This window comes from Massilia sp. BGA-UO-ETr-WB1 (assembly GCF_059567845.1).
On sequence record NZ_JCAQOT010000027.1, the window covers coordinates 397,752 to 415,186 of the forward strand.

20 protein-coding genes are annotated in these 17,435 nt (G+C 64.6%); 12 read left to right on the forward strand and 8 right to left on the reverse strand.

Annotated elements, in window-relative coordinates:
- Window positions 1–2: 2 nt before the first annotated feature.
- On the reverse strand, window positions 3–782 hold the full coding sequence (locus AC56DV_RS28720; protein ID WP_496317621.1) for a MipA/OmpV family protein: 780 nt from the start codon (window positions 780–782) through the stop codon (window positions 3–5).
- A 140-nt stretch (window positions 783–922) separates the two neighbouring features.
- Between AC56DV_RS28720 and AC56DV_RS28725 the strand changes: the two genes are divergently transcribed.
- Window positions 923–1,606, forward strand: a complete 684-nt coding sequence (locus AC56DV_RS28725) for a response regulator (protein ID WP_496317622.1) — start codon at window positions 923–925, stop codon at window positions 1,604–1,606.
- Window positions 1,603–3,036, forward strand: coding sequence for a sensor histidine kinase (locus AC56DV_RS28730; protein WP_496317623.1), 1,434 nt, complete (start codon window positions 1,603–1,605; stop codon window positions 3,034–3,036). Before AC56DV_RS28725 ends, AC56DV_RS28730 begins: the two co-directional genes overlap by 4 nt.
- 35 nt (window positions 3,037–3,071) lie before the next feature.
- Here the strand turns inward: AC56DV_RS28730 and AC56DV_RS28735 are convergent, their stop codons facing one another.
- From AC56DV_RS28735 to map, 4 genes are all read right to left on the reverse strand, one after another.
- Entirely contained in the window at window positions 3,072–3,836 is a 765-nt protein-coding gene (locus AC56DV_RS28735) for a flagellar brake protein (protein WP_496317624.1), read from the reverse strand.
- Window positions 3,837–3,953: 117 nt separating this feature from the next.
- Window positions 3,954–4,703: a pseudouridine synthase gene (locus AC56DV_RS28740; protein WP_496317625.1), complete on the reverse strand. Its 750-nt coding sequence runs from the start codon at window positions 4,701–4,703 to the stop codon at window positions 3,954–3,956.
- Between the two features lie 31 nt (window positions 4,704–4,734).
- Window positions 4,735–7,317, reverse strand: a complete 2,583-nt coding sequence (locus AC56DV_RS28745; protein WP_496317626.1) for a [protein-PII] uridylyltransferase — start codon at window positions 7,315–7,317, stop codon at window positions 4,735–4,737.
- A 7-nt stretch (window positions 7,318–7,324) separates the two neighbouring features.
- Complete coding sequence (gene map, locus AC56DV_RS28750; RefSeq protein WP_496317627.1) at window positions 7,325–8,179, reverse strand: type I methionyl aminopeptidase; 855 nt, start codon at window positions 8,177–8,179, stop codon at window positions 7,325–7,327.
- A 168-nt stretch (window positions 8,180–8,347) separates the two neighbouring features.
- On the opposite strand from map, the gene AC56DV_RS28755 reads away from it, so the two are divergent.
- Complete coding sequence (locus AC56DV_RS28755; protein WP_496317628.1) at window positions 8,348–9,028, forward strand: hypothetical protein; 681 nt, start codon at window positions 8,348–8,350, stop codon at window positions 9,026–9,028.
- A gap of 204 nt (window positions 9,029–9,232) precedes the next feature.
- On the opposite strand, the gene AC56DV_RS28760 is transcribed toward AC56DV_RS28755, so the two are convergent.
- The 3 genes from AC56DV_RS28760 to AC56DV_RS28770 form a co-directional block, all read right to left on the reverse strand.
- Window positions 9,233–9,652, reverse strand: a complete 420-nt coding sequence (locus AC56DV_RS28760) for a DUF4019 domain-containing protein (RefSeq protein WP_496317629.1) — start codon at window positions 9,650–9,652, stop codon at window positions 9,233–9,235.
- A 292-nt stretch (window positions 9,653–9,944) separates the two neighbouring features.
- Entirely contained in the window at window positions 9,945–10,175 is a 231-nt protein-coding gene (locus AC56DV_RS28765) for a DUF1902 domain-containing protein (protein ID WP_496317630.1), read from the reverse strand.
- A 50-nt stretch (window positions 10,176–10,225) separates the two neighbouring features.
- Window positions 10,226–10,597 (reverse strand): VOC family protein, encoded by a 372-nt coding sequence (locus AC56DV_RS28770; protein ID WP_496317631.1) that lies wholly within the window; start codon window positions 10,595–10,597, stop codon window positions 10,226–10,228.
- A 115-nt stretch (window positions 10,598–10,712) separates the two neighbouring features.
- Between AC56DV_RS28770 and AC56DV_RS28775 the strand changes: the two genes are divergently transcribed.
- From AC56DV_RS28775 to soxX, 9 genes are all read left to right on the forward strand, one after another.
- Window positions 10,713–11,690 carry an MBL fold metallo-hydrolase gene (locus tag AC56DV_RS28775; protein ID WP_496317632.1) on the forward strand — a complete coding sequence of 326 codons (978 nt, stop codon included), beginning with the start codon at window positions 10,713–10,715 and terminating at the stop codon, window positions 11,688–11,690.
- A gap of 30 nt (window positions 11,691–11,720) precedes the next feature.
- Entirely contained in the window at window positions 11,721–12,152 is a 432-nt protein-coding gene (locus AC56DV_RS28780; RefSeq protein ID WP_496318497.1) for a DsrE family protein, read from the forward strand.
- Window positions 12,153–12,186: 34 nt separating this feature from the next.
- The gene (locus AC56DV_RS28785) at window positions 12,187–12,555 is read left to right on the forward strand and encodes an ArsR/SmtB family transcription factor (RefSeq protein ID WP_496317633.1); all 369 of its coding nucleotides are present in this window, start codon (window positions 12,187–12,189) and stop codon (window positions 12,553–12,555) included.
- A gap of 105 nt (window positions 12,556–12,660) precedes the next feature.
- The gene (gene soxC, locus AC56DV_RS28790) at window positions 12,661–14,013 is read left to right on the forward strand and encodes a sulfite dehydrogenase (RefSeq protein ID WP_496317634.1); all 1,353 of its coding nucleotides are present in this window, start codon (window positions 12,661–12,663) and stop codon (window positions 14,011–14,013) included.
- Window positions 13,997–15,088, forward strand: a complete 1,092-nt coding sequence (locus AC56DV_RS28795) for a c-type cytochrome (protein ID WP_496317635.1) — start codon at window positions 13,997–13,999, stop codon at window positions 15,086–15,088. Before soxC ends, AC56DV_RS28795 begins: the two co-directional genes overlap by 17 nt.
- Window positions 15,089–15,128: 40 nt before the next feature.
- On the forward strand, window positions 15,129–15,590 hold the full coding sequence (gene soxY / locus AC56DV_RS28800; protein WP_496317636.1) for a thiosulfate oxidation carrier protein SoxY: 462 nt from the start codon (window positions 15,129–15,131) through the stop codon (window positions 15,588–15,590).
- A gap of 33 nt (window positions 15,591–15,623) precedes the next feature.
- Complete coding sequence (soxZ, locus tag AC56DV_RS28805; protein WP_496317637.1) at window positions 15,624–15,935, forward strand: thiosulfate oxidation carrier complex protein SoxZ; 312 nt, start codon at window positions 15,624–15,626, stop codon at window positions 15,933–15,935.
- A 58-nt stretch (window positions 15,936–15,993) separates the two neighbouring features.
- Window positions 15,994–16,800: a sulfur oxidation c-type cytochrome SoxA gene (soxA, locus tag AC56DV_RS28810; RefSeq protein WP_496317638.1), complete on the forward strand. Its 807-nt coding sequence runs from the start codon at window positions 15,994–15,996 to the stop codon at window positions 16,798–16,800.
- A gap of 10 nt (window positions 16,801–16,810) precedes the next feature.
- Window positions 16,811–17,434, forward strand: a complete 624-nt coding sequence (gene soxX / locus AC56DV_RS28815) for a sulfur oxidation c-type cytochrome SoxX (protein WP_496317639.1) — start codon at window positions 16,811–16,813, stop codon at window positions 17,432–17,434.
- The last annotated feature ends 1 nt before the right edge of the window (window position 17,435 follow it).

Consider the following 17,435-nt stretch of genomic DNA (forward strand, 5'->3'; position numbering starts at 1 on the left):
TTTCAGAACGTATAGCTGGCGTACACCGCCGCCGTGGGCGAGGTGGTGCGCCGCGCCAGCGGGCTGTTGGCCGCGTCGCGCAGCAGGCTGGTGGCGCCCAGCATGCCGGTCACGCCCCAGTGGTCGTCCAGCTTGTGCTGCCAGCTCATCGCCACCTCCGCCTGGTACATGCCGGCCTTCGGCTTGTACACCTTGTAGCCCGACTTCAGCGCCTGCTGCGCGGTGACGCCGTAATAGGCTTGCGCATACTTCTTGTCGGCCAGTTCGAAGCCCAGGCTCAGCGTCACCGTATTGGAGTCGCTCTTGACCAGCGTGCCGGTCAGGCCCGCGCCGTAGGTGCTGCCGGTTTCACGCGCGCTCAGCGCCTGCGCCGTGTGCAGGTTGATGTCCAGGCCGTCGAAGATGGCGTAGCCCAGGCTCAGGTTGGCGGTGGCGCTGCCTTTCACGTCGCCCATGCCGCGCAGGTACTTGCTGGCCTTGCCGCCGAAGGGCAACTTGCCGTCCTCCTTGCGGGGCGCGCGGTAGCCCAGCGCGGCGCTGTAGCTGAACGGGCCGGCGCTGGCGCCGTAGCCCAGGCCGCGCAGCGTGCTGGCGTAGAACCCGCTGGCCATCGAGTAGTCCAGCGCCAGCACCGGCACCACCATGTTTTCGTCCGAGCCGGAATAGCGCGGCGCCAGCGCCACCCCGGCGCCTATGGTGGTAACGGCTCCGTCGGCGGCAACGGCGGCGCCGGCGATCAAGGCGAACAGGGCGGGGATCAGTTTCAGATTGCGGGTCTTCATAAGTTTTCCAATTTTTGGGAATGAGTTGGGAAGGCCTGCAGTGTGATGACTTGGCATGAAGCCAACCTGAGCCGTTTATGAAGATTCCATGAAGACAACGCTTTAGCTGATCTTCAGCTTGCCGTGCTCTAATATGGGACATGAAGATACTGCTGATAGAAGATGACCTGGACCTGGGCAACGGTGTGCGCATCGCGTTGGCCGACCAGGGCATGGAAGTGGTGTGGACCCGCCAGCTGGACGACGCGGCGCGCCACCTGGAGAGCGGCGGCTGCGACCTGGTGCTGCTGGACCTGGGCCTGCCGGACGGCGACGGCATCACCTTGCTGACCCGCTTGCGGCGCGAACGGCGCGACTTGCCGGTATTGATACTGAGCGCGCGCGATGCACTCAGCGACCGCCTGCGCGGCCTCGATTCGGGCGCGGACGACTACCTGGTCAAGCCCTTCGAACTGGCCGAGCTGCTGTCGCGGGTGCGCGCGCTGGCCCGGCGCAGCTACGGCTTCGACGGTGAAACGCTGGAGCTGCGCGGGCTGGAGATCCATGCGCCCACGCGCCGCGTCACCGCCGGCGGCAAGCCGGTGGAGCTCACCGCCAGCGAGTACGAGCTGCTGAAGATGCTGATGATGCGCGCCGACCGCGTGGTGACGCGCCGCATGCTGGAAGAGCAGGCCTTGCCCGGCTCGCAGGCCAACGCCAGCAATTCGCTGGACGTGCACATGGCCAACCTGCGCCGCAAGATAGGCGAGGGCTATGTGCGCACCGTGCGCGGCGTGGGCTATGTGATCGACGCCAAGTCGCCGGCCGGCCCGGAGCGGGTATGAGCGCCCCGCTCAGCTTTGTCGGCGCACAGCGGCGCGAAGGCATGCTGCGCGGCCTGTGGCGCCGCATTTCCCAGCCCAGCCTGGTGCGCCGCCTGCTGCTGGCCCAATTGCTGCTGCTCACGCTGCTGTGGACCATGTTCACCGGCTATATCACCTACGAGACCGGCAACGACCAGGCGGCCTTGCATGAGGAGAACCTGTATAAAACCGCCCTGGCCGTGGCGGACAACCTGGCGGACCAGCCCGAGCGGCGGCGGCGGACGCTGGCGCTGCTGGACGCCGCTGCCACGGCCGGGTACGGCATGGGCGACCCCATCCTGGCGGTGAGCATGCTGGTGAGCCAGGGCGGCCGCGAGATCTTCCGCTCACCCAAGGCGCCCGAGGGCGCGCGGCATGTGGACGTGCTGGACAAGGTGGTGGTGATGGGCTCGGGCGAGCGCCGCTGGCGCGCGCGCACCATGCGCGCGCCCGATACCGGCAGCCTGGTGACGGTGATGACGCCCGCCGGCGGCTGGTTCGTGTTCGTGACGCTCAATTCGCGCGGCTTCTACCTGCTGCCGCTGGTGCTCAGCCTGCCGGTACTGCTGCTGCCTGCCTGGCTGTCGATCCGCCTGGCGCTGCGGCCATGGAGCAAGGTGGCGCGCGAAGTGGCCACGCGCGGCCCGCACAACCTGGCCGCGCTGGGCTACAGCGACCGCCACCAGGAATTGTCGGACATGGTGGAGAGCATCAACACGCTGATGCAAAGCGTGGCCGAAAGCCAGGCCCGCGAACGCAGCTTCATTGCGGACGCGGCGCATGAACTGCGCACCCCGCTGGCCGCCATGCGGGTGAATGTGGAAGCCTTGCTGGGCCAGGCCGAGGCCGGCGGCGACCGCACGCTGCTGAACGGCATCGTCAGCAGCGTGCGGCGCGCCACCCGGCTGGTGAGCCAGCTGCTGACATTGATGCGCAGCGACGCCACCTCCAGCGAGGTCGCCGGGCGCGTGGCGCTGGCCGAGCTGCTGCAGGACAGGCTGGCCGTGCTGTCCGGCCTGGCGGGAGTGCGCGGCGTGGAGCTGGAGCTGGCGGCCGAGCCGGAGGTGGCCGTGCAAGGCCAGCGCGAAAGCCTGATCTCGCTGGTGGACAACCTGGTGGAGAACGCCATCAAATACGGCCCGGAAGGCGGGGTGGTGCGGGTGGCGCTGAAGCGCGCCGGTTCCGCGACGGCGCTGCTGTCGGTGGAAGACCAGGGGCCGGGCATTCCGCCGGCGCTGCGGCAACGGGTGTTCGACCGCTTCTTCCGCGACCCCGCGCAGTCGCAGAGCGGCAGCGGCCTGGGACTGGCGATCGCGCAGGCGGCCGCCATCCGCCACGGCGGGCGGATCGATTTGCTGGATGGGGAAGGGGGCGGCTTGCTGGTGCAGGTGACGCTGCCGCTGGCGAAATAAGCTAGCGTCGCAACTAACGTAATTAACGTTAGTAATTAACGTTTATGGCGCGAATTCATCTTGTCGATCAGCTTGGCCAGGTCGTCCTTCATGGTCTCGGACATGTTCAGGAACTGGCAGCCGATCTGCACCTGCTCGCCGAGCAGGAAGGAGCGGTAGGTGCGCGACAGGCGGATTTCCAGGTCGGCGATGATCACCGCGTCCGGGCCCAGCTCCAGCCGCACGCGCTGCAGCTTGCGGCCCACGTGCAAGCCCTGCGCGTCGCGCGGCGCGCAGCGCATGCCCACGCCGCCTTGCGAAAAGTCGTACAGCTGCAACTCGTAAGGCTTGCCGTTCAGGACAAACGAGGCCGTGAAGTACACGCCCAGCGGCGTTTCCAGGCGCGCCGTGGCGCGCCGGTTCAGCACCTGGCAGCGTTCCGGGAATTCCAGCGGGATCAGCTGCGGCTGTTCCGGCAACGAATTCCAGGCCGGATCGGACAGCGTGAACTGCAGCTTGGCGCTGCGCAGCCAGGCCACGAAGGTGGCTTCGCCCGGCGGCAGCTTCTCGCCCTCGTTCAGTTCCAGCACGAAGCGCGGCTGGTCGTCCGACACCGACTGGATGCGCGCCATCACCACGTTGGTGCTGCTCGAAGGGTAGACGGAGACGGCGTCGCCGTTCTCCGCCAGGATCGCCAGCGAATCGCCGATATCGTCCACATCCGTGATCTCGTGCGGCTTGGAACCGGCCGCAATGGGTTCCACGGCGTCTTGCAGCCGGGGCGGGCCTTTGCGGAATTCGTTAGGGATAGGATCGTTCACAGCTGCGTGTCTCTTTGATAAGGGGCGGTTACCGGCCGGTCCGGGTAGTTTACAAGCATATCAGGACTTTGGCTTGCCAAACAGCAAGGAAAAGCGGATGGCATGGCATATCTGTGGTTAAAACTGCTCGTCTGCCCGCAGATAGCGCCACTGGCCTTCCGGCAAATTGCCCAGTTTCACCTTGCCGATGCGCACGCGCTTCAGGCCCACCACCCGCAAGCCCACCATCTCGCACATGCGGCGGATCTGGCGCTTTTTACCCTCGCGCAGCGTGAAGCTGAGCTGGTCGTCGTTCTGCCAGCGCACCTTGGCCGGCAGCAATGGCTTGCCGTCCATCCACAGGCCGTGGTTCAGTTTCTTCAAGTCCGCGTCCGGCAGCTTGCCTTCCTTGGTGTACTGTACGCGCACCAGGTATTCCTTGTCGACGTTGGTATGCTCGCCGATCAGCGTCTTGGCCACGCGGCCGTCCTGGGTCAGCACCAGCAGGCCGACCGAGTCGATGTCGAGGCGGCCGGCGGGCACCAGGCTGCGCAGCTGGGTGGGGTGGAAGTTCTCCGGCGCGTCGTCCTCGGCCCAGCGGTTTTCCGGTTTGATGAGGGCGATGGCGGGCGTGTAGCCGTCTTCGGCTTGGCCGCTGACGAAGCCGACCGGCTTGTTGATCAGGATGGTGACGCGCTTGGACTGCTCGGCGGCAGCCTGGCGCTCGACGGTCACGCGCTGGCTCGGATAGATCTTGGTGCCCAGTTCGGACACCACCTGGCCGTCCACGCGCACCCAGCCGCGCGCGATCCATTCATCGGCTTCGCGGCGGGAGCACAGGCCCAGTTCGGACATGCGTTTGGACAGGCGTAAGAGTTCTTCAGACATTTTCTGCTTCGGTAAGGAGGAAAGCGCGGGCCTAGACCTTGAGCGCTTCCAGTAAATCGGTTTCCAGCTGGAGCTGGTTGCGTGCGTTGTTGAGCGCGGCGCCGTCGACGAGGAACACGTCCTCGACCCGCTCGCCCAAGGTCATCACCTTGGCCGTGTGCAGGTTGATGCGGTATTTGGTCAGCACATTGGCGATCGAATACAGCAAGCCGGTGCGGTCGTTGGCCGCCACCGACAGCAGGTAGTACTGGCCCCGTTCGTCCGGCCGCAGGTCGACGGTCGGCTGGATCGGGAAGGTGCGCGACAGGCGCGACAGCCGGCCCTTGGTGGGCGCCGGCAGTTCGGCCTGCGACTGCAGCAGCTCGCACAGCTCGTGCTCGATCAGGCTGATGATGTCGCGGTAGCTCTTGGCGAAGTTCTGCTCCGTCACCAGGAAGGTGTCGAGTGCATAGCCGTGGCGCGTGGTGTGGATCTTGGCGTCCAGGATGCTGAAGTTCTTGCGGTCGAAATAGCTGCAGATGCGCGCGAACAGGTCCGGCTGGTCCTGCACGTAGACCGCCACCTGCAAGCCTTCGCCGATCGGCGCCAGGCGGCACTTCACCACCGGCTTGGTGCTGTCCAGGCGGTCGTACAGCGCGCGGGTTTGCCAGGCGATGTCGGACGCGTCGTGGCGCAGGAAGTAGGCCATGTCGAGCTGCTTCCACAGCGGCTCGTGCGCGTCCGGCGGCAGGCCGTACAGGCGCAGCGTGGCCAGCGCTTCCTGCTGGCGGTTCTTCAGTTCGCGGTCGGCCGAATGCGGTTCGCCGCCCAGCACGCGCAGGGTGATGCGGTACAGGTCTTCCAGCAGCTTGGCCTTCCAGGCGTTCCAAACCTTCGGGCTGGTGCCGCGGATGTCGGACACCGTCAGCAGGTACAGCGCGGTCAGGTGGCGCTCGTCCTTCACCAGCTTGGCGAAGGCTTCGATCACGTCCGGGTCCGACAAGTCCTGCTTCTGCGCCACTTGCGACATGGTCAGGTGCTGCTCCACCAGGAAGGTCACCAGTTCCGTGTCGGCTTCGTTCATGCCGTGGTCCTGGCAGAACTGCGCCGCGTCGGCCACGCCCAGCTTGGAGTGGTCGCCGCCCCGGCCCTTGGCGATGTCGTGGAACAGCGCTGCCACGTACAGCAGCCAGTGGTTGGGGAAGTTCGCCATCAGCTGGCTGCAGAACGGGTACTCGTGCGCATGCTCGGTCATCGTGAAGCGGCGCATGTTACGCACCACCATCAGGATGTGTTGGTCCACCGTGTAGACGTGGAACAGGTCGTGCTGCATCTGGCCCACGATCTTGCGGAAGTTGGGCAGGTAGCGGCCCAGCAGCGACAGCTCGTTCATGCGGCGCAGCGCGTGCAGCATGCCCACCGGCGCCTGCAGGATGCGCAGGAAGTAGGCGCGGTTCACCGGGTCGTGGCGGAAGGCCGCGTCGATCTTGAAGCGCTCGTGCCACAGCGCGCGCATGGTGCGGGCCGTCATGCCTTTCAGGGCGGGGCGCTCGGTCATCAGCACGAACACTTCCAGCATGGCCGACGGCGTCTGCACGAAGGTGTCGTCCTCGGCGATGTCGATAAAGCCGTTTACTTCGTTGAAGCGGGCGTTGATCGGCGTCTGGCCGCAAGGCTGCGGGAACAGCTGCGCCTCGATGTTCTGCAGCAGGATGGTGTTCAGCTGGGTCACCGTCTTGGCGGCCCAGTAGTAGCGCTGCATCAGGAACTCGCTGGCGCGGCGCATGTGGGCGCCGCTGCCTTGCGCGGTCAGGCCCAGGGTTTCGGCGATGGCGGTCTGCACGTCGAACACCAGGCGGTCCTCGCGGCGGCCGGCGTGCAGGTGCAGGCGCACGCGGATATCCTTGAAGGCGCGCTCCTTCTCCATCAGCTGCTTGGCTTCGGTCTGCGTAATCAGGCCGCTGGTGGCCAGGGTGCGCCAGGAGCTGGCCAGGCCGGCTGCCTTCACCATCCACAGGATCACCTGCAGGTCGCGCAGGCCGCCGGGGCTTTCCTTGCAGTTGGGTTCCAGGCTGAAGGGCGTGTCCTCATACTTCGCATGGCGCTGCTTCATCTCCAGCATTTTCGCGTGGAAGAAGGCCTGCGGGTCCATCGCCGCGTCGTAGCGGGTTTGCATCTCGTCGAACAGCGCCTGGTTGCCGCACACCAGGCGCGCTTCCAGCAGGCTGGTTTGCACCGTGATGTCGGCCTGCGACTCGCTCATGCACTCGTCCACCGTGCGGATGCTGGAGCCGATTTCCAGGCCCAGGTCCCACAGCAGCTGCACCAGCTCTTCCAGCCGCGCGCGGGTGTCCGCATCCGGCGCCTGGTGCAGCAGGATCAGCAGGTCGACGTCGGAATAGGGGAACAGCTCGCCGCGCCCGAAGCCGCCCACCGCCACCAGTGCGGTTTCGGGCGGCAGCGCCGCCTCCTGCCACGCGGTGCACAGCACCCCGTCCACTACCTGGCGCAGGTTGCGCAGCAGTTTTTCGGGCATGCCGTCCTCGCGGAAACCGGCGATGACGGTCTGGCGGCCGGCTTTGAGCTGGCTTTTCAGCTGCTCGCGCAGCTCCTTCTTCATGGCGGCAGCTGGCATGCGCAGATCAGGCGGCGGCAGGGGCTGCGGCCGGCGCTGCTGCTGGTGCGGATGCTGCCTGGGCGGCGATGATGGCCGGCGGCGGCGGGGTGCCGGCCGACATGGTCAGCACTTCGTAGCCGGTTTCGGTCACCAGCACGGTGTGTTCCCACTGCGCGGACAGGCTGCGGTCCTTGGTCTTGATGGTCCAGCCGTCGTTCATCTCGCGGATTTCGCGGCGGCCGGCGTTGATCATCGGCTCGATGGTGAAGATCATGCCTGGCTTCAGCTCGTCCAGCGTGCCGGGGCGGCCGTAGTGCAGCACTTGCGGTTCCTCGTGGAAGACCTTGCCGATGCCGTGGCCGCAGAATTCGCGCACCACGCTGTAGCCCGCTTTTTCAGCGTGCTGCTGGATAACGTGGCCGATGTCGCCCAGGTGCGCGCCCGGCTTGACCTTGGAAATGCCCAGCCACATGCATTCGTAGGTGATGTCGGACAGGCGCTTGGCCAGGATGGACGGCTCGCCGATGAAGAACATGCGGCTGTTGTCGCCATGGTAGCCGTCCTTGATGACGGTGATGTCCAGGTTCACCACGTCGCCGTTCTTCAGCACCTTGTCGCCCGGGATGCCGTGGCAAATCACGTCGTTGACGGAGGTGCAAATGGCTTTCGGGTAGGGCGTGTAGCCGGGCGGGCAGTAGTTCAGCGGGGCCGGGATGGTGCCCTGCACGTTGACCATGTACTCGTGGCACAGGCGGTCGAGTTCGCCGGTCGTGACGCCCGGTTTGACGAACGGAGTGATGTAATCCAGCACTTCGGAGCCGAGGCGGCCGGCAATGCGCATGCCTTCGATATCTTCGGCGGTATGGATGGTAATAGCCATGGGGTAGGTAATCTGTGTGAATGTATAGGTGAAATTATAAACGACCCACCACCTTCTCGCGGGATTCATGTCGTTGTAGTATGGATAACATTATCCCGGCAACCCTGCTGCGCGACCTTCATTAAGGAAAAGATGCAAGTTAAGCAATGAATTCTCGCCGCCACAGTCGTGCTGGCGCTGCCTGCGCACGCGGAATCGTGTGGCTTGGGGCCGCCGCCTACTTCCCCGGACTACGCGGCGCACAAGGCGCAGGCGGCGGAAACGCTTGCGCGCACTGGATATGTGGCTGTTTGCGGCGGCGATCTCAATCGTTACGAGATCGGCGCCAGGCTGCAGCCGCTGCCCGTGGCGCTGCAAGGTCTGCCGTTCCGGCCCGTCGAGCTGGCCGGCACACCGCTGGCTGGCCTGGCCAGCCTGGGCGGGATGACGGAAGACGTGGGTAATATCAGGTCCCGCCTTTACAGAAGCTTCCGCATGAGCGATGGCCACGTGCTGACGCTGTTCGAGCATGACATGTCGGTCGACGGCGTAACAATGTGGCGCGATCCGAAAGATGAACCGGACCGGGTAGGCGCATCGCCCGCACGGCTGATGGTGATGCAGGAGCCCAATGGCAAGGCGGTTTCCTCGCTGAGCTGGGTGGAGGGGCGGCGCTACCTCGAAATATGGCTGGATGCGAATGTGGCGCTGGAGCGCCGCCAGGGTGAAATCTTTGCACTTGCCGAGTCGTTGCCGAAGTCTGTCCCATCGCGCATGCATGAACCGGATCCAGCACGCGCGCCGGGGCTGGGGCCGGACGGCATCCCCTTGCTGCCGCCGATACCGCAGTTCCTCCCCCGGCCGCGATAGACGTTGCAGTCCCGGTGCGCCGGGGAGCGTACTTCCCCTTGCCCGAAATTCAGAAGGCGTACGATGAACGCGGGCTGATCTTGCTTACCGGCGTCGACCAGCCATGGCTGGGCATCTGGTGGACCTTGCGCGTGACGTCGTGAGCTTCATCGACCGGCGTTATTACCCGTCAAAATGATCCGCTTCTCAGCGCCGGCGCGTTCCCTACCGAAGGAAGTAGCCGGAGACTTTCCAGTTGCCGTCTTTGTCGCGTGCCGGCGTCACGGTTTCGACCCCGTCCGGCTTGTTCGCGAAGGTGCTGGCGTAGACGATGACAACGTATTCGCCCTCCGGCGCGCCCGGCGGATTCTTGGCGAACGTGGCCGATTTCACTGTCCTGCTTTTCAGCGGCCCGAGGGGCGCCCTGAGGGATTGCAGCGCCTGTGTCCAATCCGACTGCGATACAGCCTTCTGGAACGGCTCTGCCGCTTCGGTCCAGGTGGAGGCATGCCGGTTGCTGTCCGCCAAAGCAAGCCAGTTGCCGGCGGCGGATTTAGCCTGCTCGATAACTTGCGCGCTTTGCGCCTGCGCTGCCATGCAGACGACCATGCTTGCGCACGCGAGGAATCGTAAGATGCGTTTCATTGAAGTCCTTGTAAGCCAATAGGGCTTGTCAGGATAGCATCTCATCAGGAACTGAAAATGCGTGCATTCTCACTAGGAACGGCGGGCGCGATAAATATCAAAACAGTTTGGGCAGACCAGCCTGCTTTAGTACTGCATTTGCGGTGTGGCGCGATTTGATGTTGTGATCGACAGGGAAGGATAGTCCCGATAGCGGGCTGTACCAGATTTCGTGGTCGCCTTTGCCCGAGCGCTTAAAGTGGCATCCATGTGCCGGCATGGATTTTTTTGAGATCTGCTGTATAACCGTGCATCAGGTGGCGACAGCGCGGATGCTCGCCGCAAGCTTGAAGGGGATCGCAGTCCCAGCCGGCTGTGGCCGGCCATTTTCGATCAACATCTCAGGAATCAGAATCTTGAGCTTTGCCAGCAGGGCAGGTATAGCCTCGGCTTCCGCTACCAAGCCGGGCACATCTTCGCTGTCCGCAATCCAGACTTGCGCTTCCTGGTCCCAGACAGCCACAATTTTCAGCGGGGTTTCCATAGAATGACTATAGCAGGAAACCCTCGGCCACAAGCTGCCGCAGCGGCTACTTATACGTGCTGATCAAGGAAAACCGGGTTGCCGTCAGGGTCCAGCAGGATGGCGTAGGCGGGGCCGGTGGTGGTTTCGTCGGCTTCGGCGGTCAGGGTCACGCCGTCGGATTTGAGCTGGCGCTGGATGTCGCGGATGTCGGTGAACTCGGCCAGCGGCTGGGCATTCTGGTCCCAGCCGGGGTTGAAGGTGAGGGTGTTCTTGTCGAGCATGCCCTGGAACAGGCCGATGATGTGCTCGCCGTTCTTGAGGATGATCCATTTGTTGGCCAGGTCGCCGCCGAAGGGCTTGAAACCAAGTTTCTCGTAGAAGGCCAGCGATGCGGCGATGTCCTTCACGGCCAGGCTGACAGAGAATGCGCCGAGTTTCATGTTGTCTCCAGGAGTGTGGTTAGGATGATAATACTACAGGGTTGCTGGCCGGACATGACCTAAAGCTTGGCCCTTTGTGGCAAGATGTAAGCATCTAACTTGCGAGGATAGTCATATGCGCATATATGCCGCTGCGGTGGGCATGGCGATGCCGCTGTTGCTCCTTCTTCTGCCCGGATGCGCGCCGGCTGCCGCGTCCGCGCCGCCGATCGAGCTGACGCCCATCCAGGTCGCGCCGCAGGTCTATTACTTCCAGGGCCAGGCCGGCATGGCGAGCGCGCAGAACAAGGGCTTCATGTCGAACGCCGGCTTTGTCGTCACGCGCGGCGGGGTGCTGGTGTTCGATGCGCTGGCCACGCCGGCGCTGGGCGAGGCCATGCTGAAGGCGATCGCGCGCGTAACCGATCAGCCGGTGCGCCGGGTGGTGGTGAGCCACTATCACGCCGACCATTTCTACGGCCTGCAAGCGTTCAAGCAGCAAGGCGCCGAGATCTGGGCGCACGGCGCGGGCAAGGCCACGCTCATGTCCGAGTTCACGCAGACCCGGCTCGCCGAGCGCCGCGCGTCGCTGGCGCCGTGGGTGGATGGCGCCACGCGGCTGCTGCCTGCCGACCGCTGGCTGGAGTTCGGCGCGGACAAGCAACTCAAGTTCGAACTGGGCGGCACCCGTTTCACGCTGCTCGACGTGGGCGGCGCGCATTCGCCGGAGGATTTGATGCTGTACGTGGAGGACGCGCAGGTGCTGTTCGCGGGCGACCTGTTCTTCACCGGCCGCATCCCTTTCGTGGGCGAGGCGGACAGCAAGGCCTGGCTGCAGGCGCTGGCGCGCTTTCCCGCCGGGCCGAAGGTGGTGGTCCCCGGCCACGGCCCGGCGTCCAGCAAGCCACAGGCCGATCTGGCGCTCACCACCAGCTATCTGCTTTATCTGCGCGAGCAGATGGGCAGGGCGGTGGCGGACATGCAGACTTTCGACGAGGCTTACCAACAAATGGACTGGAGCCGCTTTGAGCAGTATCCTGCTTTCAAGGAAGCCAACCGCATCAATGCCTACGGCACTTACCTGCTGCTTGAGCGCGAAAGCCTGGGCAAATAACAAAACCAATCCGAGGAGAAGTCGATGAAGGTGCTGCGCTCGTTTGTTGCTGTCCTGTTCGCGCTGCTGGCGCTGCTGGCGCTGATTCCCGCCGCCGGCATGGCCGCGCCGCAAATCAAGGTGGTCTACCACGTCAACAACAGCGACGCCGCCACCGCCGTGTTGAACAACATCCGCAACCACCTGAACGCCAGCCCTGCGGCCAAGATCGTGGTGGTCACGCACGGCCCCGGCATCGACTTCCTGGTGGACGGCGCCAAGAATGCCAACGGCAATCCTTACGACATCCCGGTGCAGGAACTGGCCGACCGCGGCGTGGAATTCCGGGTCTGCAAAAACACGCTGGACGCGCGCAAGCTGGACAAGTCGAAACTGCTGCCGGAGACGAAGATCGTGCCGTCCGGCGTGGCCGAGATCGCGCGGCTGCAGGCGGAGGAGGGCTTCGTCTATCTGAAGCCTTGATATAATTGTTACCCCAACCGTCGATGAGAACCCCGTGGATAACCGCTTAAGCAAAGAGCAGATGGCCGAATTGTTCGAGGAAGTCTCGAACGTCTTCTTTTTGCTGTCCGAACCGACACGCCTGAAAATCCTGCACAGCCTGTGCCATGGCGAACGGGCCGTGAACGAGATCGTGGTCGAGATCGAGGCCAGCCAGGCCAACGTGTCGCGCCAGATCAATATGCTGTTCCGCGCCAGGATCCTGGCCCGCCGCAAGGAGGGCACGCAGGTCTACTACCGCATCGACGATCCTGCCACGCTGGGCATCTGCCAGAGCGTGTGCGCGCGCGTCAGCGCCGACATCCTGGCCCGCAGCGGCCAGCGTCCCGAGCCGCAAGCTGTCCTGGTCGCCGCCGAGGCTTGAATCCAGCCGCGTGTTTTTTTGTCACATCGCGAAATTTTCTTTCGCAAATATGCGTGATTAGTCATATACTCCAGTTCAGGCAGTCAACAAGAACGAGGAGACGGCATGGCAGGCGCAGCACCGAAGCCTGGGCGCATTTTGCGCGCCCCTGAGAATTTCGTGGACAGCCAGCTGGCGCTGGACATCACCAGCAACGGCATGAACGACCAGCGGCGCAGCTTTCTGCGCAAAAGCTTTCTGGCAGCCGGCGCGGCCATGGCCAGCGGCACGGCCCTCGGCCAGGCGGCAGCCGGCGGCGACCCCGCCATCCTGAAGCTTCCGGAGCATTCCACGTCGCTGGGCAAACCGGTGGCGACCAATCCCTACGGCATCCCATCGCGCTTCGAAGGCGCGCTGCAGCGGCGCGAGTCGCCGGGGCTGACGCGCGTGAACGCGGCCTCGGTGTCGTTCACGCCGCTGCAAAGCCTGTTCGGCATCATCACCCCCAGCGGCCTGCATTTCGAGCGCCACCACCAGGGCTGGCACGATATCGACCCCAGCCAGCACCGCCTGATGGTGAACGGCCTGGTGTGCCGGCAGAAGGTCTACACGATGGACGACTTGATGCGCCTGCCGTCGGTGTCGCGCATGCATTTCATCGAATGCGGCGCCAATACGGCCATGGAGTGGGGCAATGTGGCGGTGCCGTCGGTGCAGTACTCGCACGGCATGCTGAGCTGCAGCGAGTTCACCGGCGTGCCGTTGTCGGTGCTGCTGGAGGACTGCGGTTGCGACAAGAAAACGGCGCGCTTCGTGCTGGCCGAAGGCGCGGACGGTTCCGGCATGACGCGCACCATCTCCATCGAGCGCGCGCTGGACGACGTGATTGTGGCCTGGGCCATGAACGGCGAGATGCTGCGCCCGGAGAACGGCTACCCGCTGCGCCTGGTGGTGCCCGGCGTGCAGGGCGTGTCCTGGGTGAAGTGGCTGCGCCGCATCGAGGTCGGCGACCAGCCTTATGCCAGCAAGGACGAGGCGATCCACTATATCGATGCGATGCCGGACGGGATGTACCGACAGTACACCGCCATCCAGGAATGCAAGTCCGTGATCACCACGCCGTCGGCCGGGCAGCGCCTGCTCGACACGGGCTTCTACAACATCACCGGGCTGGCCTGGTCGGGCCGGGGCAAGATCAAACGCGTGGACGTGTCCACCGACGGCGGCCGCAACTGGCGCACCGCGCGGCTGGAGTCGCCGCTGCTGCCGAAGTGCCTGACCCGCTTTAACATCGACTGGACCTGGGACGGCGCGCCGGCCGTGCTGCAGGCGCGCGCCATCGACGAAACCGGCTACGTGCAGCCGAAGATCAACGAGCTACGTGCCGTACGCGGCACGCGCTCCATTTATCACAACAACGCCATCCAGTCGTGGCAAGTGGCGGCGTCCGGGGAGGTGTCGAATGTCCAGGTTTATTAAGGCCGCCGTAGCGCTGCTGTGCGCAGCCGCCTCGTGCACGCTGCTGGCCGCGCCGCCCTACGCCAACGTGGGCCGGCCCGCCACGCCGCAGGAAGTGGCCGCGTGGGATATCGACGTGCGGCCGGACTTCAAGGGTTTGCCCAAAGGTTCGGGCAGCGTGGTCAAGGGCATGGAGGTATGGGAGGGCAAATGCGCTTCCTGCCACGGCACGTTCGGCGAATCCAACGAGGTGTTTACACCGATAGTCGGCGGCACGACGAAAGAGGATGTCAAGTCCGGCCGGGTGGCGTCGTTGCGCGATAACAAACAGCCGCAGCGCACCACGATGATGAAGGTGGCCACGGTGTCCACGCTGTGGGACTATATCAACCGCGCCATGCCGTGGACCGCGCCCAAGAGCCTGACTACCGAGGAAGTGTATGCGGTCACCGCCTACATCCTGAACATGGCGGAAGTGGTGCCGGATGACTTTGTGCTGTCGGACCGCAATATCGCCGAGGTGCAGGCGCGGATGCCGAACCGGAACGGCATGACGCAGGCGCATGGCATGTGGGACGTGAAGGGCAAGGCCGATGTGCGCAGCACGGCCTGCATGAGCAATTGCGGCGATGTGAAGCTACGCTCGGAACTGCCTGCGGCGGCACGCAATGTGCACGGCGACTTGTCGGCGCAGAACCGCAGCTTCGGCGCGGTGCGCGGCGTGGACACCACGCAGCCGGCGCCACAGGCCGCGCTGGCCGGCAAGGCGCCGGTGGCTGCCGCAGTTGCCGCCGTGTCGATGGCGGCACCAGCGCCTGCGCCGGCCGCAGCCAAGACGCCCGCCGGCGGACTGGCGCTGGCCAAGCAGAACGCGTGCATGGCTTGCCACGGCGTTGGCAACAAGATCGTCGGCCCGGCATTGCGGGACATCGCCGCCAAGTACAAGGGCGATGCGGCGGCGGCGCAGCGTCTGGCCGGCAAGGTGAAGGCGGGCAGTGCGGGCGCGTGGGGACCGGTGCCGATGCCGGCCCAGGGCCATTTGAAGGACGAAGACATTGCAGTGATGGTCGGCTGGATACTGGACGGCGCCAAGTAGGCGCAATCCGGGACAGCCATATTAATAAAGGGAGACTTCAATGAATCAGAATCGACGGGATGCCCTGCGCATCGGTTCCATCCTCGGCCTGGCCATCACGGCCGGCCTGCTCAAACCGAGCGACGTGTTTGCCGCCGACTGGCAAGCCGGCATGTTCGATGCCAAGACCCTGGAAGACGCGCTGAAAGCCATGGGCGGCAACACGTTCTCCGTCAGCAAGGACGTCGCCGTGACCGGTCCGGACATCGCTGAAAACGGCGCCGTGGTGCCGGTGTCGGTATCGAGCAGCGTGCCGAACACCGAAATGATCGCCATCCTGGTGGAGAAGAATCCGAGCCCGCTGTCTGCCACCTTCAAGATCCCGGCCGGCACCGAGGCGGCGGTGAGCACCCGCGTGAAGATGGGGGGCACTTCGAACGTGCACGCGCTGGTGAAGGCGGACGGCAAATGGTACGCCGCCAGCAAGGAAATCAAGGTCACCCTCGGCGGCTGCGGCGGTTGATCCGCCCCCATCAACCAACTTAAGGAAAACATCATGGGCAATCCGATGCGCATCCGCGCCAACGCTACCGGCGACACGGTTGAAGTCAAAGTACTGATCCGCCACGACATGGAAACCGGCCAGCGCAAGGACGCTTCCGGCCAGGCGGTGCCGGCGCACTTCATCCAGACCCTGGTCGCCACCTGCAAGGACAAGACCGTGCTGGACGCGCAGTTCGGCACCTCGGTGTCGAAAGACCCCTTCCTGTCCTTCAAGTTCAAGGGCGGCGCCAAGGGCGACAAAGTGGTCATCAAATGGACCGACAACAAGGGCGACAGCCGTACCGACGAAGTAGTCGTAGCTTAAAAGTAGCACCCGGCAGCAAGTGGCGCAGACCACCCACCTGATAAGAAACGGAGATGCAATGAAACGGACTAGTTCCTACCTGATGGCCGCACTGGCCGTGTCCGCGCTGGGCACGGCGCTGGCGCAGACATCGGCCACCGATGAAATCGCAAAGTACCGGCAGCTGCTGGCCGACGGCAATCCCGCCGAGCTGTGGGAAATGCGCGGCGAAGAGCTGTGGATGAAGAAGGACGGCCCGCGCGAGGCCACGTTGGAACAGTGCGACCTGGGCAAAGGCCCGGGCGTGTTGAAGGGCGCCTACGTTGAACTGCCGCGCTACTTCAAGGACGTGAACAAGGTCATGGACCTGGAGCAGCGCCTGGTGCACTGCCGCACCACCCTGCAGGGACTGACGCTCGAGCAGGCCACCAAGACGCCATTCGGCGCGGCCGGCAAGCAGTCCGACATCGAAGCGCTGGTGTCCTACATCACGGCGCAGTCCAAGGGCATGAAGATGGCGGTCTCCACCCGCCACCCGCAGGAAAAGGCCGCCTACGAGGTGGGCAAGAAGCTGTTCTACTACCGTGGCGGCGCGCACGATTTCGCCTGCGCCACCTGCCACTCCGTCAACGGCCAGCGCATCCGGCTGCAGGAGCTGCCCAACATCCTGAACAAGGCCAACGCGCAGGCGGCCTACACCACCTGGCCGGCGTACCGCGTGTCGCAGGGCGAAGTGCGCACCATGCAGCACCGCCTGAACGACTGCTTCCGCCAGCAGCGCTTCCCGGAGCCGGTCTACGGTTCGGACCTGATCACGGCGCTGACCATGTTCCTGGCCAAGAACGCCGACGGCGGCACCTACAACGCACCGGCGCTGAAGCGCTAAGGAGAACCACATGAAATACAGCGTATTAATGTTGGCCTCCGCCGCCGCCTTCGGGCTGACCGCGCAGCCCTTGCTGGCGGCCGACTACGAAAAACAGGCGCAGGAACTGATGAGGGCGGACTTCCGCTCCAAGGGGCCGGCCACGGTGGAAGGCGTGCTGCAGCAGGACGAGGCGCAGAAGCTGTGCAGCCAGTATCCGGCGCCGGAAAAGCGGCCGAAGAAGCTGGCGGCCAAGCTGGAGGCCGAGCAGCTCAAGCTGGTGAAGTATCCTTCGGACGGCCAGTACATCGGCCGCTGGCAGGAAGGCGAGAAGATCGCCCAGAACGGGCGCGGCATGCAATCGTCCGACAAGCCGGGCGTGCCGAACGGCGGCAATTGCTACGCTTGCCACCAGCTGGCCAAGGCTGAAATCTCGTTCGGGAATATCGGGCCGTCGCTGTACCAGTTCGGCAAGCTGCGTGGGCAGAGCGAAGAAATCCTGAAGTACACCTGGGCCAAGCTGTACAACTCGCAGGCTTACGCCGCGTGTTCCAACATGCCGCGCTTCGGCCACAAGGGCATACTCGACGAGCAGCAGCTCAAGGATGTGATGGCGCTGCTGCTCGACCCGGCATCCCCCGTCAACAAGGACTGAG